The sequence below is a fragment of the Paraburkholderia xenovorans LB400 genome (assembly GCF_000013645.1).
In the GTDB taxonomy this organism is placed as follows: domain Bacteria; phylum Pseudomonadota; class Gammaproteobacteria; order Burkholderiales; family Burkholderiaceae; genus Paraburkholderia; species Paraburkholderia xenovorans.
This window is the reverse complement of sequence record NC_007951.1, coordinates 3,392,834-3,417,466: the sequence shown is the minus strand read 5'-3', so window position 1 is coordinate 3,417,466 and position 24,633 is coordinate 3,392,834. Positions and strand designations below refer to the sequence as shown.

The following is a 24,633-nucleotide window of genomic DNA, read 5'->3' as shown; positions in this document are numbered from 1 at the left end:
CTTCATAGTTGCTCTTTGGCTTGCTTCCGGAACTTCATGAGCGATCGTCCGTTACCCGCTGCCCGCCGCGCCGCCCGCCAACGCGCCGCGCACGAATCCCAGTTCCGCTTGCTCGGCCAGCGCCGTTTCGCGCCGTTTTTCTGGACGCAGTTCCTCGGCGCGATGAACGACAACGTCTTCAAGATCGGCTTTACGTCGCTCGTCACCTATCAGGCGGCGCGTTTTTCCGGCGTCGATCCGAAAACGGCTGCGTTCCTGATTTCGGCCATCTTCATTCTGCCGTTCGTGCTTTTTTCGGCCACCTCCGGGCAGATTGCCGACAAGTACGACAAGGCGATGCTCACGCGTCTGGTCAAGAGCTTCGAAATCGTCGTGATGCTGATCGGCGGCGCGGGTTTCTGGCTGCATAGCGCGCCGCTTCTGTACCTGTGCACGTTTCTGATGGGCGTCCATTCAACCGTGTTCGGGCCGGTCAAATACTCGTACCTGCCGCAGCACCTGTCGACGCCGGAACTCGTCGGCGGCAACGGCATGGTCGAAATGGGCACCTTCGTGGCGATCCTGGTCGGCACGATCGTCGGCGGCGTGAGCGCGGGTTTCGTCGAACACGGCGCGATTGTGCTGGCCTGTGCCTGCGTTGCGATTGCGCTCCTGGGGCGCGCGGTGTCGGGCTTCGTGCCGGTGACGCCGGCGCCGCAGGCGGATTTGCGCATCAACTGGAATCCGGTCAGCGAGACGTGGCGCAACCTGAAGCTGGCGCGCGAAAACCGGACGGTGTTCCTGAGTCTGCTGGGAATATCGTGGCTGTGGTTCGTCGGCGCAATCTTCCTGTCGTCGTTTTTCAGCTTTGCGAAAGACGTGCTGTCCGCCGATCCGGATGTCGTGACCGTGCTGCTCGGCACCTTTTCGGTCGGCATCGGCCTCGGTTCGCTGATGTGCGAAAAGCTCTCGAAGCGGCGCATCGAAATCGGCCTCGTGCCGCTCGGCTCGATCGGCATGAGCGTGTTCGCGATCGATCTGTTTTTCGCGAGCCACGCGCTGCCGCCCGCGGGGCATCTGCTGAGCGTGGGCGAATTCATCGTGCGGCCCGCCCACTGGCGCGTGCTGGCCGATCTGTTCCTGCTCGCCATGTTCGGCGGCTTCTATAGCGTACCGTTGTATGCGCTGATCCAGAGCCGCAGCCAGCCGAGCCACCGGGCGCGGATCATCGCGGCGAACAACATTCTGAACTCGCTGTTCATGATCGTTTCGTCACTGATGGCCGTGGCCCTGACCGCCGCAGGCTTCGGCATTCCGGCGATTTTTCTCGTCACCGCGCTGCTGAATATCGTGGTGGCGACCTACATTTATTCGCTCGTGCCGGAATTTCTGCTGCGCTTTATCGCATGGGTGCTGGTGCACACGTTTTACCGGATTCGCCTCGTGCATGCCGAGCGGATTCCGGAAGAGGGCGCGGCCGTGCTCGTGTGCAACCACGTGAGCCTCGTGGACGCGATCGTCATCATGGCCGAGAGTCCGCGCCCGATCCGTTTCGTGATGGACCATCAGATCTTCAGGACGCCGTTCGCCGGCTGGGTGTTCCGTCACGCGAAAGCAATTCCGATCGCGCCGGCGCATCAGGACGCGCAGTTGCTGACGCGCGCCTACGAACGCTGCGCGCAGGCGCTTGCCGAGGGCGATCTGGTGTGCATCTTTCCGGAAGGCAAACTCACCAGAACCGGCGAGATGAATCCGTTCCGTCATGGTGTGACGGAGATCATCAGGCGTACGCCGGCGCCGGTCATTCCTATGGCGCTGCGCGGGTTGTGGGGCAGCGTATTTTCGCGCGCGGGCGACGCGCGCTGGCCGCGGCCTATCCAGAAGGGTGTCATGAGCCGCCTGACGCTGGCGGTGGGTGAGCCGATCGAGCCGGCGCAGGCGACGCCGGAGAAATTGCAGCAGCTTGTCACCGAATTGCGCGGGGCGCGAAAGTAGCGTTGCCGGACGTTCCGGCCTGCAACGGCGTGTATATCGGCAAATGGGGTTCAGCGGCGGAAACCGGCCGCGCGTGCGCCCCTGGCCGATCGGCCAGAACCGCCGTACGACGCGGTCCGGTCGCCACGGGGCTGGCATAATAGCGCTTTCCCCGCATTTCTTTGGACGACGCCCATGTCCGGCAACACGCTCGGTACGCTTTTCACTGTCACGACCTTCGGCGAATCGCACGGTCCCGCTATCGGCTGCGTGATCGACGGCTGCCCGCCGGGCCTGGCGCTCAACGAAGCCGACATCCAGCTGGAGCTCGACCGCCGCAAGCCCGGCACGTCGCGCCACGTCACGCAGCGTCAGGAAGAAGACAAGGTCGAGATCCTCTCGGGCGTGTTCGAAGGCCAGACCACCGGCGCGCCCATCGCGCTCCTGATCCGCAACACGGACCAGCGCAGCAAGGATTACGGCAACATTGCCGACACGTTCCGTCCGGGCCACGCCGACTACACCTACTGGCAGAAATACGGCATTCGCGACTATCGCGGCGGCGGCCGTTCGTCGGCCCGTCTCACGGCGCCGACGGTGGCCGCGGGCGCGGTTGCGAAGAAGTGGCTGCGCGAGAAGTTCGGCACGGAGATTCGCGGCTATATGGCCGCGCTCGGTGAAATCGACGTGCCGTTCGTCGACTGGGCGCACGTGCGCGAAAACCCGTTCTTCGTGCCCAACCAGCAGATCGTGCCGCAACTGGAAGCGTATATGGACGCGCTGCGCAAGGAAGGCGACTCGATCGGCGCGCGCATCAACGTGGTGGCCTCCGGCGTGCCGGTCGGCCTCGGCGAGCCGCTGTTCGACCGGCTCGACGCGGACATTGCGCATGCCATGATGGGCATCAACGCGGTGAAGGGCGTCGAAATCGGCGCGGGCTTTGCGAGCGTCGCGCAACGCGGTTCGGTGCACGGCGACGAATTGACGCCGGAGGGCTTCGTCGGCAATCACGCGGGCGGTGTGCTCGGCGGTATTTCGACCGGACAGGACATCACGGTGTCGATCGCGATCAAGCCGACTTCGAGCATTCGCACGCCGCGCCGCTCCATCGACAAGGCGGGGCAACCGGCCGTCGTCGAAACGTTTGGGCGGCATGACCCGTGCGTCGGCATTCGCGCCACGCCGATCGCCGAATCGATGCTCGCGCTGGTGCTCATCGACCACGCGCTGCGCCATCGCGCGCAATGCGGCGACGTGTCCGTCAGCACGCCGAAGATCGCGGCGAGCGCGCCTTAACGGGGCCTCGCGTTAAGTGCATCTGTATTCGTTCTACGCGGGCAGTGTCGTCTCTCATGACTGATCTCGGTGCCGAGGCGGCAGCAAGCCGCCTCGCGGATCTGCGCGCGCGTGCCGCCGCACCGCATGCCACCGCTGCCGATTGCCTCGCGTTCGGCCAGACGCTGTTGCAACATGTGGGCCGCGACAAGGCGAGCCAACGTGAAGCACTGGTTGCGCTGGTGCGTGCATACCAACTCGATCCATTCTGCGCGCCCACGCTGTTGCATACGATCGCGCAGACCGCCTTCGTGTTGCGCGATTGGGCGCTGGTCGACTCCGCCACCGGGCTGCTGCTCTCGCACCATGCCGAGGACGCCAACGCGCTGATCTGGCGCGCCGCGGCCGTGCAGCAGCGCGACGACTTCGGCACCGCCGAGGCGCTGTTGCGCGAAGCCGTGCGCGTCGTGCCCGACAATCCGGTGGCGCTGCACAAGCTGGCGTTGTGCATCAAGGAACAGGCGCGATTCGCCGAAGCCGAGGCATTGCTCCGGCAAGTCCTGGCGCTCTCGCCGGAGAATGCCCATGCGTTGTTCGACCTGTCGGAACTCGAAATCCGCAGCGGACGTTTCGCCGAGGGTTGGGCGCATTACGAATCGCGCGTCGCGTTTGCCGGCGGCGAACTGAACAACGCGCAGCAGGCGCTCGCTGCGATCAGTGCGCCCTGGCAGGGCGAATCGCTTGCCGGCAGGACGCTGGTGGTCTATGGCGAGCAAGGCAATGGCGATTGTCTCTGGGCGGTACGCTTTCTGCCCAGGTTGGCGGAGCGGGCGCGGCGCGAGGGCGGCCGGGTGATTTTCGGTCACGACGGGCCGCTGCGCCATCTGTTCGAACGGATGCTGCCCGCCGATCTGCCGCTCGAAACGAGTCTGGAGACACGCCCTGATTTTCACTGCGGGCTGATGAGCCTGCCGCTGCGGCTCGGCATTTTCGACGCAACGGGGTGGGGCGCTCCGTACTTGAGCGCTGATCCAGCGCTCAGGCAGACATGGCGCGAGCGAGTCGAAGTGCACACGGCCGGCAAACACGGCAAATGCGGTAATCGAAAGGTCGGGCTGGTGTGGAACGGCAATCCGGACCACATCCGCGACATGCGGCGGTCGGTGCCTGTCGGGCAAATCGAACCGCTGCTGGATGTAGCTGGCGTGAGCTATTTTGCTTTGTCGCCGGGACGCGGAGAGACGGTCGCGCAGTGGCGCGCCAAGGGTTTCGACATCGTCGATCTCACGCATCATTTTCAGTCCGGCTTCGACGATGTCGCGGCGTTGCTGGCGAACCTGGATCTCGTGGTCACGATCGATAGCGGGCCCGCGCATCTGGCGGGGGCGCTCGGCGTCCCGACCTGCCTGATGATCGATCACGTTTCCGCGTGGTTCTGGGGCGACGGATCGCCGGTGACGGCCTGGTACGATTCGATCGGGCTGGTTCGACAGCCGCGCGTCGGCGACTGGACGCCGGTCGTGGCGAAAGTGCGGGAGCGGATTGAAGCGGTGGGGCGGAGTTGAAGCAGCGTGCCTTCACAGCGCCGGCCTCTGAATGCCGGCGCTGTGAAGGCACGCTGCGCGTGCGGAAGTTACATGTTCGGGTAGTTCGGACCGCCGCCACCCTCGGGCGTCACCCACACGATGTTCTGCGTCGGGTCCTTGATATCGCACGTCTTGCAGTGCACGCAGTTCTGCGCGTTGATCACGAGGCGTTCGGTGTTGTCGTCGTTCTTCACGAACTCGTACACTTGCGCCGGGCAATAACGCGACTCCGGACCGGCATAGGTCTGCCAGTTCACGTTCACCGGCACGGACGGATCTTTCAGCGTCAGGTGTGCGGGCTGGTTCTCTTCGTGGTTCGTGTTCGAGATGAACACCGATGAGAGACGGTCGAACGTCAGCTTGCCATCAGGCTTCGGATACGTGATCGGCTTGCATTGCGAAGCCGGTTTGAGCATCTCGTGATCCCAGTGCTGATGATGCAGCGTCCACGGCACATTGCCGCCCAGCAGCTTCTGTTCGATGCCGACCATCAGCGTGCCGAGGTAGAGGCCCTTGCTCATCCACTGCTTGAAGTTGCGGGCGCGATGCAGTTCCGTGTGCAGCCACGAGGTCCTGAAGCTCTCCGGATAGGCGGTGAGTTCATCGCTGGTGCGTCCAGCCTGCACCGCTTCGAACGCCGCTTCAGCGGCCAGCATGCCGGTCTTGATCGCCGCGTGCGAGCCCTTGATCCGCGATGCGTTCAGGAAGCCCGCATCGTCGCCGACCAGCGCACCGCCCGGGAACACCAGCTTCGGCAGCGACATCAGGCCACCGGCGGTGATCGCGCGCGCGCCATACGACACACGCTTGCCGCCTTCGAGCACCTTGCGGATTTCCGGATGCGTCTTGTAGCGCTGGAATTCCTCGAACGGCGACAGGTACGGATTGGTATAACCGAGGCCTACCACGAAGCCCACCACCACCTGGTTGTTGTCCATGTGATAGAGGAACGAGCCGCCGTAGGTGTCGCTCTCCAGCGGCCAGCCGGCCGTGTGCATCACCAGACCCGGCTTGTGCTTCGACGGATCGATTTCCCACAGTTCCTTGATGCCGATGCCGTAGACCTGCGGATCGACGCCTTCGCGCAGCCTGAATTTATCGTTCAGCTGACGGCCCAGGTGTCCACGCGCGCCTTCACAGAAAAGCGTGTACTTCGCGTGCAGTTCCATGCCGAGCTGGAAGTTTTCGGTTGGCTGGCCGTCCTTGCCGATGCCGAGGTTGCCGGTCGCGACGCCTTTGACCGAGCCATCGTCGTTGTAGAGGATTTCGGCCGCGGGAAAACCCGGAAAAATCTCGACGCCCAGCGCTTCGGCCTGCTGACCCAGCCAGCGCGTTACGTTGGCGAGACTGATCACATAGTTGCCGTGGTTTTTGAAGTTATCCGGCAATGCCCAGACCGGCACGCTCTTCGAACCGGTTTCGGTCAGGAACAGGAAACGGTCTTCGGTCACATCCACCGTCAGCGGTGCGCCTTTTTCCTTCCAGTCCGGGATCAGCTCGGTCATCGCGCGCGGATCCATCACCGCGCCCGAGAGGATATGCGCCCCGATCTCCGAGCCTTTTTCCAGTACGCACACGCCAATTTCAGCGCCTTGTTCCGCTGCCAGCTGCTTCAGGCGGATCGCCGCGGACAGGCCGGCCGGCCCGCCGCCGACGATCACGACGTCGTATTCCATCGACTCGCGCGGACCGTACTGCTCAATGAGACTTGCGGGGGTCATTGATGCTCCTCTTACCGTTAGAATGCTTTTTTCGGGTTCGTATTGTGGGCGATGCACTCCCGCACTGCAACCGGATGAGCAGACATTAGCACGATCGTTCTATTTACGTGATACGGTATCGACCTGCATTGGCGGTCTTACCGCACCTGTCAACCGCATCTGCAATAACAACCGAACAAGGAACGACAATGGGCCGTTCGATTAATCTGGAAGGCAAGGTTGCGCTGATTACGGGCGCTTCGAGCGGGTTGGGAAAGCGCTTTGCGCAAGTGCTGTCGCAGGCGGGCGCCAAGGTCGTGCTGGCGAGCCGGCGGACCGAGCGTCTGAAGGAATTGCGCGCCGAGATCGAGGCGTCCGGCGGTGCGGCGCACGTCGTATCGCTCGACGTCACAGATTATCAGAGCATCAAGTCGGCCGTCGCCCATGCGGAAACCGAGGCCGGCACGATCGACATTCTGGTGAACAACTCGGGCGTGTCGACCACCCAGAAACTCTCCGAGGTCACGCCCGCTGACTTCGAATACGTGTTCGATACCAACACGCGCGGCGCGTTCTTCGTCGCCCAGGAAGTCGCCAAGCGCATGATCATGCGCGGCAACAACGCGCAGAATCCGTCGTACCGGATCATCAATATCGCGTCGATGGCGGGCTTGCGGGTGCTGCCGCAGATCGGCCTTTACTCGATCAGCAAGGCGGCCGTCGTGCATATGACGAAGGCGATGGCGCTGGAGTGGGGCAAGCACGGCATCAACGTCAACGCGATCTGCCCGGGCTATATCGACACCGAGATCAACCATCATCACTGGTCGACGGAGCAAGGGCAGAAGCTCGTGTCCATGTTGCCGCGCCACCGCGTCGGCAAACCGGACGACCTGGACGGGCTGCTGCTGCTGCTGGCAGCCGACGAATCGCAGTTCATCAACGGCTCGGTGATTGCGGCGGACGACGGATTCGGGCTCTCCTGAGCACACGTCACGGCGCTGCCGGGCCGAGCATTTCAGAGCGCGCAGGCCGGATTGGCGCCCATTCGAAGAAACTGTTTTACGCGTTCTGGCCTTTGCGCCGCCTGAAGGCGCGCGCTATGTTGCGGTCTATCCCTGCGCCGGCTCGCGTGCCGGCTCCAACCTGGTTTAATCCGAATAAAAGAAGTGCGATGAGCGATTTTCACGCTGTTTTTGAGATGTCGATGCCGATCCGCTGGGGCGACATGGACGCGTTCGGCCATGTGAACAACACGGTCTATTTCCGCTACATGGAACAGGTGCGGATTTCCTGGTTCGAGCAGTTGGGTCTGGCCGGCGGCAATGCCGACGGGCAGGGGCCGGTGATCGTCAATGCATCGATGGAGTTTCTCAAGCAGCTGCATTATCCCGGCGACGTGATCGGCCGGATGACGGTGGCCACGCCCGGCCGCAGCAGCTTCGACACGGGCTTCGAGCTCGTGCGCGCCGACGATCCGGATACCGTGTATGCGCGCGGCGCCGCGCGCTGCGTGTGGATCGATTACGCGGCCGGCAAGTCGGTGCCGGTGCCCGACCTGCTGCGCGCAACCATCGAGCGCGCGGCGCTGGTCAAGGCGGCCTGAGCGGCGGCAACAGGGCGGCGGGCCGCGGCGCTCATCTGCACGCGTCTTTCTTCAATGCCCGAGCAGGCGCTGCAACAGCTCCGTCGCGTTGCCCGTATCGTATTTGCGCATCAGCCGCGCGCGGTAGACATCCACCGTGCGCGGGCTGATATCCAGCACGCGGCCGATCTGTTTGCTGGTTTTTCCCGTGACCAGTTGCGCGGCGATTTCGCGTTCGCGCGGCGTCAGTTCGATCGCCACGCGCCGCGTCGCGCTCAGATCCTCGAAAGTCCAGACGCCCGCGGCGTGCGCGTCGGCGCGTTCCTGCGCGCGGCCTGTCACATGGCACCAGAACAGTTCTCCGTTGGCCCGCTTCATGATGCGGTCGTCCGCGTAACTGCCTTGCGCGGTCATGATCGGCGGAATCCGCGCGCCGATCCGCTCGAATTCGTCCGTGGACGGATACAGCACCTGGAACGACTGGCCGAGCAGCGACTCGCGCGTGCAGCCGAAAATGGACGCGAGCTCGTCATTGCAGTCTTCGATAATCCGTTCGCGCGACAGCACGAGTCCGATCGGAGCGAGGTGGAACGCGGTTTGGTAATCCAGTGCGGGCATGGGCTGGCGGCAAGTACTTATGTATTTTTGCGTATTGTGCCGTATGGCGCGCACAGCGTACTCTTTCGACCACACGATAACGCGGTGAAGCCGTCCGCGGCGGGCGTCCGCACGGCGCGCAGGGAGACCTGGGCGCACAGCCCGCCGGGGATGACTAGAATGACGTGTCGGGCTCGAGCCCGCAAAACGCCATACGAGCCGCAACGATCCGGCGGCCCGCGTTCGGGTTTCGGATTTCCATAAAGGAAGGGACATACTGATGAACAAGGTCTATCCAGGCGCCGCCGAGGCGCTGAAAGACATCGTCAAGGACGGGCAGACGTTTGCCGTCGGCGGCTTCGGGCTGTGCGGCATTCCCGAGGCGCTGATCGGCGCATTGCGCGATTCGAACGTGCAGGGCATCACCTGCATCAGCAACAACGCGGGCGTCGACGGTTTCGGCCTCGGTCTGCTGCTCGAAACGCGTCAGGTCAAGAAGATGATCTCGTCGTATGTCGGCGAGAACAAGGAGTTCGAGCGCCAGTATCTGGCCGGCGAACTCGAGCTCGAATTCACGCCGCAAGGCACGCTCGCCGAGAAGCTGCGCGCGGGCGGCTCGGGCATTCCGGCTTTCTTCACCAATACCGGCTACGGCACGCTGATCGCCGAAGGCAAGGAAACCCGCCAGTTCGGCGAAAACCATTACGTGCTCGAACACTCGCTGACGGCCGACGTCGCGCTGGTCAAGGCGTGGAAGGCCGACAAGTCGGGCAACCTGATCTACCGCCGCACCGCGCGCAACTTCAACCCCATGTGCGCGATGGCCGGCAAGATCACCGTCGCGGAAGTCGAAGAAATCGTCGAAGTGGGCGAACTCGATCCGGACGCGATCCATACGCCAGGCATCTTCGTGCAGCGCATCGTGCTCAATGCGCATCCGGAAAAACGCATCGAACAACGCGTCGTCCGCGCGAAAGGAGACTGATCATGGCATGGACTCGTGACGAAATGGCCGCGCGCGCGGCGAAGGAATTGCAGGACGGCTTTTATGTGAACCTCGGCATCGGCCTGCCTACGCTGGTAGCCAATCATGTGCCGGCGGGCGTCGAAGTGTGGCTGCAGTCGGAAAACGGCCTGCTCGGCATCGGCCCGTCGCCGACCGAAGAGGAAGTGGATGCCGACCTCATCAACGCCGGCAAGCAGACGGTGACCACGTTGCCGGGCTCGTCGATTTTCTCGTCGGCGGATTCGTTCGCGATGATTCGCGGCGGCCATATCAACCTGGCGATTCTGGGCGCGATGCAGATCAGCAAGAAGGGCGATCTGGCCAACTGGATGATCCCGGGCAAGATGATCAAAGGCATGGGCGGCGCGATGGATCTGGTCGCGGGCGTCAAGCGCGTGGTCGTGCTGATGGAGCACGTCGCGAAGGGCGACCAGCACAAGATTCTCGAAGAATGCACGTTGCCGCTCACGGGCGTGGGCGTGGTCGATCAGATCATCACCGACCTCGGCGTGATCGAAATCACGGAAGACGGTCTGAAGGTGACCGAACTGGCGCCGGGCGTAAGCGTCGAGGAAATCAAGGCCAAGACGGGCGCGCCGCTCGACGTGAGCGCGGTGAGCTGAACGGCGTGCCGTGCGGCCGCCTGAAGCGGTCTGAAACGGTGGTGTAGGCTGTTTGCGTGAGCTGTTCTGGCGGCGGTTGGTCGCAGGCGGCGACAAGGTGGATTCCGGGCGGGCGAGGCGTGAGTCTCGCCCGTTTCCGTTTGTGTCGCGGATAGTCGTTTTCGGGGCTGTCTTAGGCCGTCCTGGGCTGTCCTATGCGGTTCGGCCGACTCTTGTCGCGCGGCAAAGCGGTTTACAATCGTTCGAAGATTGGACGCTTATCCATCCTGCTGTGCCCAGGCCGAACCCTCAGCGCTCTCGCAAGGAATCCAGATGACCGCAACCACGTCCGCTTCCACCGCCGGGCGGCCCGCGCCGCGCCAACGCCATGTACAGTGCGCGAGCGCCGGTGGCTTGCACCGCATCGCCTACACCGAGTGGGGCGACCCGGCCAATCCGCGCGTGCTGCTGTGCGTGCACGGCTTGACCCGTTCAGGGCGCGATTTCGACCGCCTCGCGGCGGAATTCGCCGGCACGTACCGCGTAGTTTGTCCGGATGTCGCGGGGCGGGGCTTGTCATCGTGGCTCGCCAACCCCAACTTCTACACGGTGCCGCAATACGTTGCCGATATGGTCACGTTGATCGCCCGCCTGAATGTCGAAACGGTCGACTGGTTCGGCACCTCGATGGGCGGCCTGATCGGACTCGCGCTCGCCGGCTTGCCGGAAACGCCGATTCGCAAGATGTTGTTGAACGACGTGGGTCCGCATCTGGAGCCGGTCGCGGTGCAGCGCATCGGCGATTATCTCGGCAAGCCCGTGCGTTTCGAGACGCTGCAGCAAGGTATCGACTACGCAGCCTTGCTCGCGCAGACTTTCGGCCCGCTCACGCCGGACGAATGGCGTGAGATCAACACACCGCTTCTGCGCGAGCAGGACGGCGCATGGGTGTTCCGCTACGACCCGCGTATCGCCCAGCCCTTTACCACGACCACCGAGGAAGCGGTCAAACTCGGCGAGGCCGCGCTGTGGCATTCGCTGGCCTCTTTTCAGGGGTCGGTGCTGGTGGTGCGCGGCGAGCAATCCGATCTGCTCTCGCGTGAAACCGTCGCGAAGATGGTCGAGACCGGACGCGCCGTATCGAGCACGGAGATCGCCGGCGTCGGGCATGCGCCGGCGTTTCTGTCGGCCGACCAGATCGACATTGCAAGGCAGTTCTTTATCGGCCCGGCCGCCGACGCGTCATAATATGCAGTTCCGCCCTGCGCCCTTGACGGAGCGCGATGCGGAACGCATCTACGATCAACTTTCAACCAACTTCAGGATCCTTCATGGCAGTCATTCGTCACCACGTCGGCAAGCGCCTCTCGGAAATCGCCGTTCACAACGGCACGGTGTATCTCGCGGGCCAGATCGCTGAAGACGCGGATCAGGACATCACGGGGCAGACGCGCGAAGTGCTGGCCCACATCGACCGTCTGCTGGGCGAAGTGAACAGCGACAAGTCGCATTTGCTGTCGGTGCAGATCTTCATCTCGGACATGGCGCATTTTGCCGGCATGAACGCCGTGTGGGACGAGTGGGTTGCACAAGGCGCCACGCCGCCGCGCGCTACGGTCGAAGCGAAGCTCGCCAATCCGAAGTGCCTCGTCGAAGTCGTCGTGGTCGCGGCGCAGCGCAGCTAAGCCAGCCACATGGGTTGTTGAAATTCCGTTGATTCGTCCGGCCCGGTGGGCCACCGCACCATGAATACCGAAATCGTTACGAGCACGCCGAAGCCCCTGCCTTCTTTCGAAGAAGCAATGGCGTTCGTGCGTGAACATGCGGGCGAGGTGCGGCTCTCATCGGGCGAAATGCTGGCGGATCATGCGGCGGGTACGGCGTCGATCATGCGCACGCTCAACGTCGATCCGCCGGCGGTGCTGGCGGCGGCATTGTTTGCACTGACGCCGCATCTGCAGGACCCGGAGCGCGTGATCGCCGACAACTTCGGCGAAGAAGTCGCGCAACTGGTCGGCGACGTGCGCAAGTTGCTGCGTCTTGGCACCGTGAGCTTGCGTGCCGCGCAGAATGCCATGCCCGAGGCCGGGCGCGACGCCCAGGCTGCGCGCCGCGCGCAGGTCGAGGCGCTGCGCAAGATGCTGCTCGCGTTTGCGCAGGATATTCGCGTCGTGCTGATCCGGCTCGCGTCGCGCCTGCAATCGCTGCGCTATTACGCGGCGGCGAAAATCACGCCCTCGCCGGACGTGGCGCGCGAGACGCTCGATATCTATGCGCCTCTCGCCAACCGTCTGGGTATCTGGCAATTGAAGTGGGAGCTCGAAGATCTCGCGTTGCGCTTCGAAGAGCCGGTCACTTACAAGCGCATCGCCAAACTGCTCGACGAGAAACGCGTCGAGCGCGAGAGCTATGTCGCGCAGGCTATCGAACGCCTGCAAAAGGAACTGGCTGCGGCGCATATTCGCGCAGAGGTGAGCGGCAGGCCGAAACATATCTACAGCATCTGGCGCAAGATGCGCGGCAAGGAGCTGGACTTCGCCGAGCTGTACGACGTGCGCGCTTTTCGTGTGATCGTGCCGGACATCAAGGATTGCTACACCGTGCTCGGCATCGTGCACAACCTGTGGCAACCGGTGCCGAAAGAGTTCGACGACTATATCTCGCGGCCGAAACCGAACGGCTATAAATCGCTGCACACAGTCGTGATCGGCGACGACGGCCGCGCGTTCGAAGTGCAGATCCGTACGCAGGAAATGCATCAGTTCGCCGAATACGGCGTGGCGGCACATTGGCGCTACAAGGAAGCGGGCACGCGCGGGTACGCCGGTCAGTTCGCCGCGAACGGGAAGTACGACGAGAAGATCGCGTGGCTGCGTCAATTGCTCGCGTGGAAAGACGAAGTCTCCGAGGGCGAGCACGGCGAGAAGCGCGCGGCGCAGCCGTGGGAGCAACTGCGCCAGGCTACGCTCGACGACGACCATATCTACGTGCTGACGCCGCAGGCGCGGGTGATTCCGCTGCCGCACGGCGCAACGCCCGTCGATTTCGCGTATCACCTGCATAGCGAGTTGGGGCATCGCTGCCGCGGCGCTCGTGTGGATGGCGCGATGGTGCCGCTCAACACGCCGCTGCAGAACGGTCAGACTGTTGAGATCGTCGCGGTCAAGGAGGGCGGTCCGTCGCGCGACTGGCTGAACCCGCAACTCGGCTATCTGCAAAGTCCGCGCGCGCGGCAAAAAGTGCGCGCGTGGTTCAACGCGGTCGAAGTGCAGGAACACATCGCGAGCGGCCGCGCGATGGTCGAAAAGACCTTGCAGCGCGAGGGCAAGACGTCGGTCAATCTGGACCAGCTCGCGGCCAAGCTCGGCTTCAAGACCACGGACGATCTGTTCTCCGTGGTGGGCAAGGAAGAATTCAGTTTGCGGCTCGTCGAGCAGGCGCTGCACGACGCGCCGCCGCCGGAGCCGGTGGTCGATGCGCCTGAGCAATTCGAAAAGCGCAGTAGTGGCGCGAGCGTGGCGCGCGGCGCGTCCACCGGCGTGCTGGTGGTCGGTGTCGACGCGTTGCTCACGCAACTCGCGCGCTGCTGCCGGCCCGCGCCGCCCGACGATATCTGCGGTTTTGTCACGCGCGGCAAAGGCATGTCGATTCACCGCAGCGATTGCGCGACGTTCCTGCGCATGGCCGAACGGGCGCCCGAGCGCGTGTTGCAAACGGCATGGTCGGCGGAGGTGATGAGCGGCCGCGGCCAGTCGGTCTATCCGGTCGATCTCTCGATCGAAGCAACGGACCGGCAGGGTTTGCTGCGCGATATTTCCGAAGTGTTCGCGCGCGAAAAGATGAACGTGATCGGCGTGAAGACGCAGACGCGCCGCAACGCTGCGTTCATGCAATTTACCGTCGAGGTGTCGAACGCCGCGCAGATTCAGCGCGCGTGTACGCTGCTCGGTGAAGTGACAGGCGTGATGCGTGCGTCGCGCAAGAGTTGATGCGTGCGCGGGTCGGTGGGCGCACGCCGCGGACACGTTTGGGTCCGCGAGTAGATATTTAAAGTCGGTGCATAAAAGTACTTGCCAAGCGGTGTGGGGCTCCATATAATCTCGTTTCTTCAGGCTCGTAGCTCAGCTGGTTAGAGCACCACCTTGACATGGTGGGGGTCGTTGGTTCGAGTCCAATCGAGCCTACCAACGAAAGAGAAATTCCGGTTTCGCCGGGGTTTCGCAAACTGCAGTAGGCGCCTCTGGCGCAAAAGGCGAATACGGTTATGACACCGCGAACGTTGACCGAAACCACTTCGGAGCGACGCTAGTCGAGGACCACTTTCGCCAATGTAGTTTGCAGGAAATGTGAATGCGGCCCCTCGAAAGCGGGGCCGCATTTTTTTTAGCTTGTTTGATGGATGTATGTGCCGCCGCCGGTCGGCACCACGGAGAACGCAATGGTTTCGATACGTCTGCCTGACGGTTCTGTTCGACAGTACGAGCATCCGGTGACCGTCGCCGAAGTGGCCGCCTCGATTGGCCCCGGCCTCGCGAAGGCCGCGCTCGGCGGCAAGATCGACGGTGAGTTGGTCGATACGTCCGCGCTGATCGATCACGACGTGGCGCTTGCCATCGTCACGGAGAAAGACGCAGACGGTCTCGATATCATCCGGCACTCCACGGCGCACTTGCTCGCGTACGCGGTGAAGGATCTGTACCCGGAAGCGCAGGTCACGATCGGCCCGGTCATCGACAACGGCTTTTACTACGACTTCGCATATAACCGTCCGTTCACGCCGGAAGATCTCGAGAAGATCGAAAAGCGCATGCAGGAACTCGCGAAGAAAGACGAGCCGGTTTCGCGCCGCGTGGTGTCGCGCGACGAAGCGGTGGACTACTTCAAGAGCATCGGCGAAAAGTACAAGGCCGAGATCATCGAATCGATTCCCGCCACCGACGAGATCAAGCTGTACTCGCATGGCGGCTTCACGGATCTGTGCCGCGGCCCGCACGTGCCGTCTACCGGCAAGCTGAAAGTCTTCAAGCTGATGAAGGTCGCGGGTGCCTACTGGCGCGGCGATTCGAAGAACGAACAATTGCAGCGCATCTACGGTACGGCCTGGACGAAGAAGGAAGACCAGGAAGCGTACCTGCACATGCTCGAAGAGGCGGAAAAGCGCGACCACCGCAAGCTCGGCAAGCAACTCGATCTGTTCCACATGCAGGACGAGTCGCCGGGCATGGTGTTCTGGCATCCGCGTGGCTGGACGTTGTGGCAGCAGGTCGAGCAGTACATGCGCCGTCGCGTGAACGACGCGGGGTACCTCGAAATCAAGACGCCGATGATCATGGACCGCTCGCTCTGGGAAGCGTCGGGCCACTGGCAGAACTATCGTGAAAACATGTTCACGACGGAATCGGAAAAGCGCGACTACGCGATCAAGCCGATGAACTGCCCGGGTCACGTGCAGGTGTTCAACCACGGTCTGCGCTCGTATCGCGATCTGCCGCTGCGTTACGCCGAATTCGGCTCGTGCCATCGCAACGAATCGTCGGGCGCGCTGCATGGACTGATGCGCGTGCGCGGGTTCGTGCAGGACGACGCGCACATTTTCTGTACCGAAGACCAGTTCATCAGCGAATCGATCGCGTTCAACACGCTGGCGATGAGCGTCTACAAGGATTTCGGCTTCGACCATGTCGAGATCAAGCTGTCGCTGCGCCCGGACGCGCGCGCCGGCACGGACGAGACGTGGGATCGCGCGGAGCAGGGGTTGCGCGAGGCGCTGACGGCCTGCGGTGTGACGTGGGAAGAACTGCCGGGCGAGGGCGCGTTCTACGGCCCGAAGGTCGAATACCACATCAAGGATGCGCTTGGCCGCTCGTGGCAATGCGGCACGTTGCAGCTCGATATGGTGTTGCCGGAGCGCCTCGGCGCGGAATACGTCGCCGAAGACAATAGCCGCCGCCGGCCGATCATGCTGCACCGGGCAATCGTCGGATCAATGGAGCGTTTCCTTGGCATTCTGATCGAGCACCACGCTGGTGCAATGCCTGCGTGGCTCGCGCCAATGCAGGTCGTTGTGATGAATATCGCGGAAAGTCAGACCGAATATGCGCAGTCTTTAGCCCAATCGTTGCAAAAACAAGGGGTTAGAGTAGCGGCTGATTTGCGCAACGAGAAGATTAGCTATAAAATACGGGAGCACACGCTGGAGAAGGTGCCGTACCTGCTTGTGGTCGGCGACAAAGAGCGTGAAGCCCAAACGGTAGCCGTGCGTGCCCGTGGTGGTGTCGATCTGGGTGTGATGCCCCTCGACACTTTCATTGAGCGTCTGCGCCAGGATGTGCAGTCGTTCAACTGAGCCACTTGGCAGCCCGGCTCGTTTTTTTAATTTTTAGAGGAAACGTAACATCGCTACTGATAAGTCTGCGCACCGCATCAACGGTGAAATTACGGCACCCGAGGTGCGTCTGGTCGGAGTCGAGAACGAACCGCTCGGCATCGTGAAACTCGCTGATGCGTTCCGCATGTCGGAACAGCAAGACGTGGATCTGGTCGAAATCGCGCCGCAAGCGGTTCCGCCGGTTTGCCGCTTGATGGACTACGGCAAGTTCAAGTACTCGGAAGCGAAGAAGCAACACGAGGCCAAGCTGAAGCAGAAGATTGTCCAGGTCAAGGAAGTCAAATTCCGCCCGGGCACGGACGACGGCGACTACAACGTCAAACTGCGCAACCTCATCCGCTTCCTCGAAGACGGCGACAAGACGAAAATCACGTTGCGTTTCCGTGGCCGCGAAATGGCCCACCAGGAAATCGGTATGCGCATGCTCGAGCGCCTGCGCACGGACCTCGACGAAGTCGGTCAGGTCGAGCAGATGCCGAAAATGGAAGGGCGCCAGATGATCATGGTGCTCGCTCCGAAGAAAAAGAAGTAACCGGCCGGAGCAGCGGCGCGCCGTGTGGCGTGCGCTCCCGTCGTGAAAAGATTGAAACGGTGCGGCACCGGGTGTCCGGTGTGGTATCGGCAGGTTTCGGGGCGGCGCGTACGCAAAAAATGCACGCCGCTTCCTGAAAAGCGGCCGTCGGCGGTTCAGGCGGTCTGCATACCAAGTGGAGTGGGTTTCGAAGGGCGGGTAATGGCCAACTGGCCGACCGCACACCCATATCCATCAAATAATGGAGTTGTCATGCCGAAGATGAAGACCAAGAAGAGTGCTGCAAAGCGCTTCGTGGTGCGTCCGGGTGGTACCGTCAAGCGCGGTCAAGCCTTCAAGCGCCACATTCTTACCAAGAAAACCACCAAGAACAAACGCCATCTGCGCGGTTCGACGGCAGTTCATGATTCCGATCTGAACTCCGTACGCGCAATGCTGCCGTTCGCTTAACCCTTAACCGAAACTCATAGGAGCGAAACATGCCTCGAGTAAAACGTGGGGTTACCGCACGGGCCCGTCACAAGAAGATCATCAAGCTGGCCAAGGGTTACCGCGGCCGTCGCAATAACGTCTATCGCATCGCCAAGCAGGCGGTCATGCGCGCTGGCCAATACGCCTACCGCGATCGCCGCAACAAGAAGCGTGTGTTCCGTGCATTGTGGATCACGCGTATCAACGCGGCGGTGCGTCAGCACGACATGACGTACAGCGTGTTCATCAACGGCCTGAAGAAGGCTTCGATCGAACTCGACCGCAAGGTGCTGGCCGACATGGCTGTGTTTGACAAGGCTGCTTTTGCTGCGATCGTTCAGCAGGTGAAAGCCGCCGTTGCAGCCTGATTGCGCTTCTGGCAATTAATACTGCGTGGTTCGTTGCAGCGAACATCCGGTAGTCCCGGTGACGCTGCAGCAAAAACGGGGCTCCTCACCGAGCCCCGTTTTTGTTGGTAGAACCAGTTTTGCATCGATTGAACACTGACGTTGAAATGATGGGATCAATGGATCTGGACCAGATTGTCGCCGACGCGCAAAAAGCCTTCGCAGAAGCCACCGACGTCACCACCCTCGAGAACGAGAAAGCTCGCTTTCTCGGCAAATCGGGTGCGCTGACCGAGCTGTTGAAGGGCCTTGGCAAACTCGATCCCGAAACGCGCAAGACCGAAGGCGCTCGGATCAACCTCGTCAAGCAACAAGTGGAAGCCGCGTTGACGGCCCGCCGTCAGGCGTTGGCCGAGGCGTTGCTGAACCAGCGCCTCGCCGCTGAAGCCATCGACGTCACGCTGCCCGGCCGCGGCACCGGCGCAGGCAGCCTGCACCCGGTAATGCGCACGTGGGAGCGCGTCGAACAGATTTTCCGTACGATCGGATTCGACGTGGCCGACGGCCCCGAAATCGAAACCGACTGGTACAACTTCACCTCGTTGAACAGCCCGGAGAATCATCCGGCGCGGTCCATGCAGGACACTTTTTACGTCGACGGCAAAGATGCCGACGGCCGCCAGCTGCTGCTGCGCACGCACACCAGCCCGATGCAGGTTCGCTACGCGCGCACCAACACGCCGCCCATCAAGGTGATCGTGCCGGGCCGCACGTACCGTGTGGACAGCGACGCAACTCACTCGCCCATGTTCAACCAGGTCGAAGGCCTGTGGATCGACGAGAACATCAGCTTCGCGGACCTGAAGGGCGTCTACACCGACTTCCTCGAGAAATTCTTCGAGCGCGACGATATTCAGGTGCGCTTCCGTCCGTCGTACTTTCCGTTCACCGAACCGTCGGCGGAGATCGACATGTTGTTCGAAACGGGCAAGAACGCCGGCAAGTGGCTCGAAATTTCGGGCTCGGGCCAGGTTCACCCCACGGTGATCCGCAATATGGGCCTCGACCCGGAGCGTTACATCGGCTTTGCTTTCGGCAGTGGCCTCGAGCGGCTCACCATGTTGCGTTACGGCGTGCAGGACCTGCGTCTGTTCTTCGAAAACGACCTGCGTTTCCTGCGTCAATTCGCGTGAACCGGCGCGTACGAACGCGACGAGCATAGAGCGCGGCAACGCACGCAGTGCATGCCGCCACAGCGTCCCCGGTAGTGTCCGATGATTCGCACCGCATGAACATCGCGCCGAGTCGAAGCACTGCCGGACATGGACCTAACCTGATCAGAACGTACACAGAACCATGCAATTCCCGGAATCTTGGCTGAGAACCTTTGTCGATCCGCAACTGACGACCGACGAACTGTCGCACGCGTTGACGATGGCGGGTCTCGAAGTCGAAGACCTGCGGCCGGCCGCGCCGCCGACCTCGAAGATCGTCGTCGGCCAGGTGCTGGAAGTCGTCAAGCACCCGGACGCGGACAAGCTCAACGTGTGTCAGGTCGACGCCGGCACGGGCGCGACACTGAACATCGTGTGCGGCGCGCCGAATGTGGCGCCCGGCATCAAGGTGCCGGTCGCGCTGGTCGGCGCGCAACTGCCGCCGGCCGAAGAAGGCGGCGCTCCGTTCGCGATCAGGCTCTCGAAGCTGCGCGGCGTGGAAAGCCAGGGCATGCTGTGCTCGGCACGCGAACTCAAGCTCTCGGAAGATCATAGCGGCCTGATGATCCTGCCGGAAGATACGCCGATCGGCCAGGATATCCGCGAAACGCTCAATCTCGACGACACCGTGTTCGAGATCAAACTGACGCCGAACAAGGCGGACTGCCTGTCGGTGTTCGGCGTGGCGCGCGAGACTTCGGCGATTACCGGCGCGCCGCTGCGTCCGCTCGAAATCAAGCCGGTTGAAGTCAAACTCAACGAGACGCTGCCCGTCAGGATCTCGGCGCCGGATCTATGCGGCCGCTTCTCGGGTCGCGTGATTCGCGGCGTGAATGCGCGCGCAAAATCGCCGCAATGGATGGTGGAGCGTCTCGAACGTTCGGGCCAGCGCAGCATTTCCGCGCTCGTCGATATCTCGAACTATGTGATGCTCGAGCTGGGCCGCCCGTCGCACGTGTTCGATCTCGACAAGATCCACGGCGGCATGGACGTGCGCTGGGGCCGCAAGGGCGAAACGCTCAAGCTGCTGAACGGCAACACCGTCGAACTCGATGAAACGGTCGGCGTGATCGCCGACGAGCAGCATATCGAAAGTCTCGCGGGCATCATGGGCGGCGACAGCACGGCCGTCACGCTCGACACGGCCAACATCTATCTGGAAGCCGCTTTCTGGTGGCCCGATAGCATCCGCGGCCGCTCGCGCAAATACAATTTCTCGACCGACGCCGGCCATCGCTTCGAACGCGGTGTGGACTACGCGACCACGGTCGAGCATATCGAACGCATCACGCAACTGATCCTCGACATCTGCGGCGGCGAAGCCGGCCCGGTCGACGATCAGATCGTCAACGTGCCGAAGCGCGAACCCGTGACCATGCGGGTTTCGCGCGCGAATCGCATCATCGGCATCGAGATCGGCGCGGATGAGATCGCGCAGATTTTCACGCGCCTCGGCCTGTCGTTCGAACGCGGCGACGATACGTTCTCGGTCATGCCGCCGTCGTATCGTTTCGATATCGAAATCGAAGAAGACCTGATCGAAGAAGTCGCGCGTATTTACGGCTTCGAGAAAATTCCGGCGCGTCCGCCGGTCGCGACCAGCGAAATGCGCGCGACCAACGAAACGCAGCGTTCGATCCACGTGATCCGTCACGCGCTCGCCGCTCGCGACTACGCGGAAACGGTGAACTTCAGTTTCGTCGACGCCGAGTGGGAGCAGGACTTCGCCGGCAACGACAAACCGGTACGTCTGCTGAATCCGATTGCAAGCCAGTTGTCGGTGATGCGCACCACGCTTTTCGGCAGCCTGATTCACGTGCTGCGCACGAATCTGAACCGCCGCGCGGCGGATCGCGTGCGCGTGTTCGAGGCCGGCCGCGTGTTCCTGCACGATCCGTCGATCAAGGCTGGCGAGCTGACGGTCGAAGGCTTCGCGCAGCCGAAGATGATCGGCGGCCTCGCGTACGGTCCCGCGCTCGACGAGCAGTGGGGCGCGGCAACGCGCACGGTCGACTACTTCGACGTGAAGGGCGATCTGGAAGCCGTGCTGGCGCCGGCGGTCGCGCGTTTCGTCAAAGCGGAACATCCGGCATTGCATCCGGGACGCAGCGCGCGTATTGAACTGAATGGCCGCGCAGTTGGCTGGATTGGTGAATTGCATCCGCGCTGGATGCAAAAATATGATTTGCCGCATGCGCCGATTCTGTTTGAAATCGAGGCGGAAGCATTAATGCAGCGCGTATTGCCTACTCCGGCGGAAGTGTCTAAATTCCCACCGGTGCGTCGTGATATTGCCGTGGTCGTCGACCAGAAAATCGAGGTTCAGGCACTGCTCGACGAGCTTCAGAAAGCCCAGTCCGAACCCGCGTGCAAGGCCGTTCAGAAGGTTGCGCTTTTCGACGAATTCCGTCCAAAATCAAACACTTCCGGCGGTCTGGCTGCTCATGAGAAAAGCCTTGCGTTCCGTGTAACCTTGCAAGATACTGGTGGAACCCTTCAGGACGAAACGGTCGAACTGGCTATTCAAACTCTGGTGGCACGTCTGGCTCGAGTATATGGCGCACGGCTGCGCGGATAACCCGCATTTAACAATTGCACGGCTGTTTCCGCATCTTTTGTTTTCTGCTTGGCGCGCCATTTGATAGATATGAATGAAATGAACTCGAGTGATTTCGAAGCCCTTCTTACGGCGCAACGCAGCGCCATGATTCGCGATATTCCGACATCACCCGCCGTCGTTTCCGCTGAAACGCCGACACTCACCAAGGCGGAACTTGCCGAGTTGCTGTTCGACAATGTCGGGCTCAACAAGCGGGAAGCGAAAGACATGGTCGAAGCGTTTTTCGAGGTGATCCGCGACGCGCTGGAGAGTGGCGACAGCGTGAAGCTGTCGGGGTTCGGCAACTTCCAGTTGCGCGACAAGCCCCAGCGTCCCGGCAGAAACCCGAAGACCGGCGAGGCGATTCCGATCGCCGCCCGCCGCGTTGTGACGTTTCATGCAAGTCAAAAGCTGAAGGCGCTGGTCGAGAACGGCGCTGAAGCGAGCTTCACGCGCTGATCGACCGGCGCGTTCCTGCGCAACCCACCACGACGGCTAACTGACGATGACAGCGGCGATCGAAAAAGTCGTCTTGCCTCCGATTCCGGCGAAGCGCTACTTCACGATTGGTGAGGTCAGCGAACTATGCGGGGTGAAGCCGCATGTGTTGCGCTACTGGGAGCAGGAGTTCACGCAGTTGAGGCCGGTCAAGCGGCGCGGCAATCGCCGGTACTACCAGCATCACGAGGTGCTGCTGATCCGGCGGATTCGTGAGTTGTTGTACGAGCAGGGCTTCACGATCAACGGTGCGCGCAACCGGCTCGATTCACATGGCGGCGGCGCGCATGCCGCACCGGCGGATATGGTCGACGAGCGCGAAGGCGGCGCGATACCGGCGGCGACCACGACCGCTGCCGCAGTGGACGTCGAGCAGTTGCGCAAGGAATTGCTGAACGTGATCGATCTGTTGAGCCATTAGTGCCCTTTGTTAGCACGAAGCGGTTCTAATCGAATGAAGTGTCTGTTATAATTTTGTGCTGTTCGGGGCGTAGCGCAGCCTGGTAGCGTACCTGCATGGGGTGCAGGTGGTCGGAGGTTCAAATCCTCTCGCCCCGACCAAAGAAATCAAGGCCTTATGGATGCATATCCATAAGGCCTTTTTCGTTGGGGCAGATTTTGCCCGAACGTTTGCCCGCCACGGAATAGGCGGGTCTAGCGAGAACCGAACACATTCTCGCGCAGGGAAGCGAGGCAGCCAGAATTGTTGGATCAAGTCCTTGGCGCAACTGCGGGTGCAGGCGAACCGATACGCGTGCTGACCTATGAGGCTTCACATCTGCGGATCGTTGACGGGGAAGGTCGGGCGTCCATCCTTCGCGGGCAAACCCCACTTCTGCATCGCACTCTGATAAAACCCTTGCTTCTGCAACTTGATCAGCGCTTGCTGGAACGCGTGAGCGAGCTGCTTGCCGTTGTCGTCGACGCCAAAGCCGATTCCGTATGACGACAGGTTGTAGTAGTACACCGCCTGGTATTTGTCTGGAAACTTCTTGATGTTGTAGTTCGCAGCGGGCGAGTCGACCCACACGGCCTGGCTTGCTTCATTGGTCAGCGACATCAATGTCATGTTGGTGTCCGGATAGGTGGCGATCGAGATCGCTTTCTTGCCGTTCGCTACGCATTTGCTGCTCACCTCATTGGCCCGTTGTAGCGGCGCCGTGCCGCGCGGCAGCGCGATCTGCATCCCACATAGATCGTCGAGCGATTTGAGCGTCAATTGCCGCTTGGGCGAGGCGACGATCGTCTGGCCGACGTTCAGGTAGTCGATGAACGTCACTTTGCCGTGACGCGACGGAAAATCGCCAAGCGACAGCAGCACATCGAAGCGGTTCGCGGCGAGACCGGGAATCAACGAATCGAACGATGCCTGCACGAACTTGATTTTCAGCCCCAGCACTTTGGCCGCCGCAGCAATCAGATCGGGCGCGAAACCCGCCACGTCGCCGTCTTCGTCGATGAACTTGACGGGTGCGATCTCCGGATTGACCGCAACCGTGACCGGTTGCTTCTGACGATAGAACGCCGGCACGAGCGCGGAAAGCGCGGGATCGGCGGCGATCGTATCGGTATTCGGCGCGTCTTCGGCGAAAGCCGGTGATACGACGCACGGCGCAACGCTCAAACAGAGCACGGCGGCAACGGTGAGTCGCGCAGCGATCCGCGTGAACCGCGTGGAAAGGATGGGCTTGGTCATTGTGAGGATGATCCGAATGGGGTTGAGCGGACTAAAGCATATGCTCTGCTGTGACGCTCATCGCGCTTCCATCGCCGCGGCCGCGAAATGACGCTGATGCCACAACAGACAGTGCGCGGACGGATCGTCGTGCGTCGATGAATCGGTGATCTCGCCGATGAAGATGGTGTGCGAATACCCGTTGTGCGTGGCGATGACCTTGCAATCCAGAGAGACGACACTGCCGCTCAGCAACGGCGCGCCACTCTTGCCGGTTGTCCATTGCGCGGGATCGAAACGGGAGGGCCCTTTCTCGCTGGCAAAGCGTTGCGCGACGTTCTTCTGATCGGCGGACAGCAGATTGACGGCAAATACCTTCGCACGCAGGATCACGTCGTGTGCACTCGCGCTTCGGTTCACGCAGACGAGCACCGTGGGCGGATCGGCGGACAGGCTGCACACCGATGTCGCGATCAGGCCGAACGGCGTGCCGCCTGTAGCGGTCGTGATGACCGTGACGCCGTTGGTGAAGCGCGCCATTGCGTTGCGGAAAATTTCGTCGGTCGTGTCGGTGCTCATGTGAAACGCCTCGCGTCAGAAAGGCA

Annotated in this window: 22 protein-coding genes and 2 tRNA genes; 20 read left to right on the top strand and 4 right to left on the bottom strand. The window is 62.0% G+C overall.

Annotated elements, in window-relative coordinates:
* Positions 1–36 precede the first annotated feature (36 nt).
* The 3 genes from BXE_RS15185 to BXE_RS15175 all read left to right on the top strand — a co-directional run bounded on the left by BXE_RS15185 (position 37) and on the right by BXE_RS15175 (position 4,793).
* Positions 37–1,974, top strand: coding sequence for an MFS transporter (locus BXE_RS15185; RefSeq protein WP_011489159.1), 1,938 nt, complete (start codon positions 37–39; stop codon positions 1,972–1,974).
* Between the two features lie 174 nt (positions 1,975–2,148).
* Positions 2,149–3,249 (top strand): chorismate synthase, encoded by a 1,101-nt coding sequence (gene aroC, locus BXE_RS15180; protein ID WP_011489158.1) that lies wholly within the window; start codon positions 2,149–2,151, stop codon positions 3,247–3,249.
* 56 nt (positions 3,250–3,305) lie between these two features.
* On the top strand, positions 3,306–4,793 hold the full coding sequence (locus BXE_RS15175) for a tetratricopeptide repeat protein (RefSeq protein ID WP_038457613.1): 1,488 nt from the start codon (positions 3,306–3,308) through the stop codon (positions 4,791–4,793).
* Positions 4,794–4,861: 68 nt separating this feature from the next.
* Here the strand turns inward: BXE_RS15175 and BXE_RS15170 are convergent, their stop codons facing one another.
* The gene (locus BXE_RS15170) at positions 4,862–6,535 is read right to left on the bottom strand and encodes an electron transfer flavoprotein-ubiquinone oxidoreductase (protein WP_011489156.1); all 1,674 of its coding nucleotides are present in this window, start codon (positions 6,533–6,535) and stop codon (positions 4,862–4,864) included.
* Between the two features lie 188 nt (positions 6,536–6,723).
* On the opposite strand from BXE_RS15170, the gene BXE_RS15165 reads away from it, so the two are divergent.
* Positions 6,724–7,500 (top strand): SDR family oxidoreductase, encoded by a 777-nt coding sequence (locus BXE_RS15165; protein ID WP_011489155.1) that lies wholly within the window; start codon positions 6,724–6,726, stop codon positions 7,498–7,500.
* A gap of 188 nt (positions 7,501–7,688) precedes the next feature.
* A complete protein-coding gene (locus BXE_RS15160; RefSeq protein WP_038457615.1) occupies positions 7,689–8,120 on the top strand; it encodes an acyl-CoA thioesterase in 432 nt (143 codons plus the stop codon).
* Positions 8,121–8,171: 51 nt separating this feature from the next.
* Here the strand turns inward: BXE_RS15160 and BXE_RS15155 are convergent, their stop codons facing one another.
* Complete coding sequence (locus tag BXE_RS15155) at positions 8,172–8,717, bottom strand: LuxR C-terminal-related transcriptional regulator (RefSeq protein WP_011489153.1); 546 nt, start codon at positions 8,715–8,717, stop codon at positions 8,172–8,174.
* Positions 8,718–8,976: 259 nt separating this feature from the next.
* Here BXE_RS15155 and BXE_RS15150 point away from each other — a divergent pair, with 259 nt between their 5' ends.
* The 15 genes from BXE_RS15150 (at position 8,977) to BXE_RS15080 (ending at position 22,914) form a co-directional block, all read left to right on the top strand.
* Entirely contained in the window at positions 8,977–9,681 is a 705-nt protein-coding gene (locus BXE_RS15150; RefSeq protein ID WP_007181110.1) for a CoA transferase subunit A, read from the top strand.
* A 2-nt stretch (positions 9,682–9,683) separates the two neighbouring features.
* The gene (locus BXE_RS15145) at positions 9,684–10,325 is read left to right on the top strand and encodes a CoA transferase subunit B (RefSeq protein WP_007181111.1); all 642 of its coding nucleotides are present in this window, start codon (positions 9,684–9,686) and stop codon (positions 10,323–10,325) included.
* 312 nt (positions 10,326–10,637) lie between these two features.
* The gene (locus BXE_RS15140; protein ID WP_011489152.1) at positions 10,638–11,552 is read left to right on the top strand and encodes an alpha/beta fold hydrolase; all 915 of its coding nucleotides are present in this window, start codon (positions 10,638–10,640) and stop codon (positions 11,550–11,552) included.
* Positions 11,553–11,635: 83 nt separating this feature from the next.
* Entirely contained in the window at positions 11,636–11,989 is a 354-nt protein-coding gene (locus BXE_RS15135) for a RidA family protein (protein ID WP_038457620.1), read from the top strand.
* A 60-nt stretch (positions 11,990–12,049) separates the two neighbouring features.
* Entirely contained in the window at positions 12,050–14,293 is a 2,244-nt protein-coding gene (locus tag BXE_RS15130; RefSeq protein WP_011489150.1) for a RelA/SpoT family protein, read from the top strand.
* Between the two features lie 121 nt (positions 14,294–14,414).
* Positions 14,415–14,491 (top strand) — tRNA-Val (locus BXE_RS15125).
* A 251-nt stretch (positions 14,492–14,742) separates the two neighbouring features.
* Entirely contained in the window at positions 14,743–16,650 is a 1,908-nt protein-coding gene (thrS, locus tag BXE_RS15120; RefSeq protein WP_011489149.1) for a threonine--tRNA ligase, read from the top strand.
* 49 nt (positions 16,651–16,699) lie between these two features.
* Entirely contained in the window at positions 16,700–17,224 is a 525-nt protein-coding gene (gene infC / locus BXE_RS15115) for a translation initiation factor IF-3 (RefSeq protein ID WP_081435533.1), read from the top strand.
* A 252-nt stretch (positions 17,225–17,476) separates the two neighbouring features.
* A complete protein-coding gene (gene rpmI / locus BXE_RS15110; protein WP_006052501.1) occupies positions 17,477–17,674 on the top strand; it encodes a 50S ribosomal protein L35 in 198 nt (65 codons plus the stop codon).
* Between the two features lie 29 nt (positions 17,675–17,703).
* Entirely contained in the window at positions 17,704–18,063 is a 360-nt protein-coding gene (rplT, locus tag BXE_RS15105) for a 50S ribosomal protein L20 (protein ID WP_006052502.1), read from the top strand.
* 158 nt (positions 18,064–18,221) lie between these two features.
* Complete coding sequence (gene pheS, locus BXE_RS15100) at positions 18,222–19,235, top strand: phenylalanine--tRNA ligase subunit alpha (RefSeq protein WP_038457625.1); 1,014 nt, start codon at positions 18,222–18,224, stop codon at positions 19,233–19,235.
* A 163-nt stretch (positions 19,236–19,398) separates the two neighbouring features.
* Positions 19,399–21,834: a phenylalanine--tRNA ligase subunit beta gene (gene pheT / locus BXE_RS15095; protein WP_011489146.1), complete on the top strand. Its 2,436-nt coding sequence runs from the start codon at positions 19,399–19,401 to the stop codon at positions 21,832–21,834.
* 69 nt (positions 21,835–21,903) lie between these two features.
* Positions 21,904–22,314 (top strand): integration host factor subunit alpha, encoded by a 411-nt coding sequence (locus tag BXE_RS15090; RefSeq protein ID WP_007181119.1) that lies wholly within the window; start codon positions 21,904–21,906, stop codon positions 22,312–22,314.
* A 46-nt stretch (positions 22,315–22,360) separates the two neighbouring features.
* Positions 22,361–22,774, top strand: a complete 414-nt coding sequence (locus BXE_RS15085; RefSeq protein WP_011489145.1) for a MerR family transcriptional regulator — start codon at positions 22,361–22,363, stop codon at positions 22,772–22,774.
* Between the two features lie 63 nt (positions 22,775–22,837).
* Positions 22,838–22,914, top strand: a tRNA-Pro gene (locus BXE_RS15080).
* 211 nt (positions 22,915–23,125) lie between these two features.
* Here the strand turns inward: BXE_RS15080 and BXE_RS15075 are convergent.
* Both BXE_RS15075 and BXE_RS15070 read right to left on the bottom strand, forming a co-directional pair.
* Positions 23,126–24,049 carry an ABC transporter substrate-binding protein gene (locus BXE_RS15075; RefSeq protein WP_011489144.1) on the bottom strand — a complete coding sequence of 308 codons (924 nt, stop codon included), beginning with the start codon at positions 24,047–24,049 and terminating at the stop codon, positions 23,126–23,128.
* Between the two features lie 57 nt (positions 24,050–24,106).
* Complete coding sequence (locus BXE_RS15070; RefSeq protein ID WP_011489143.1) at positions 24,107–24,607, bottom strand: flavin reductase family protein; 501 nt, start codon at positions 24,605–24,607, stop codon at positions 24,107–24,109.
* Positions 24,608–24,633: the final 26 nt, after the last annotated feature.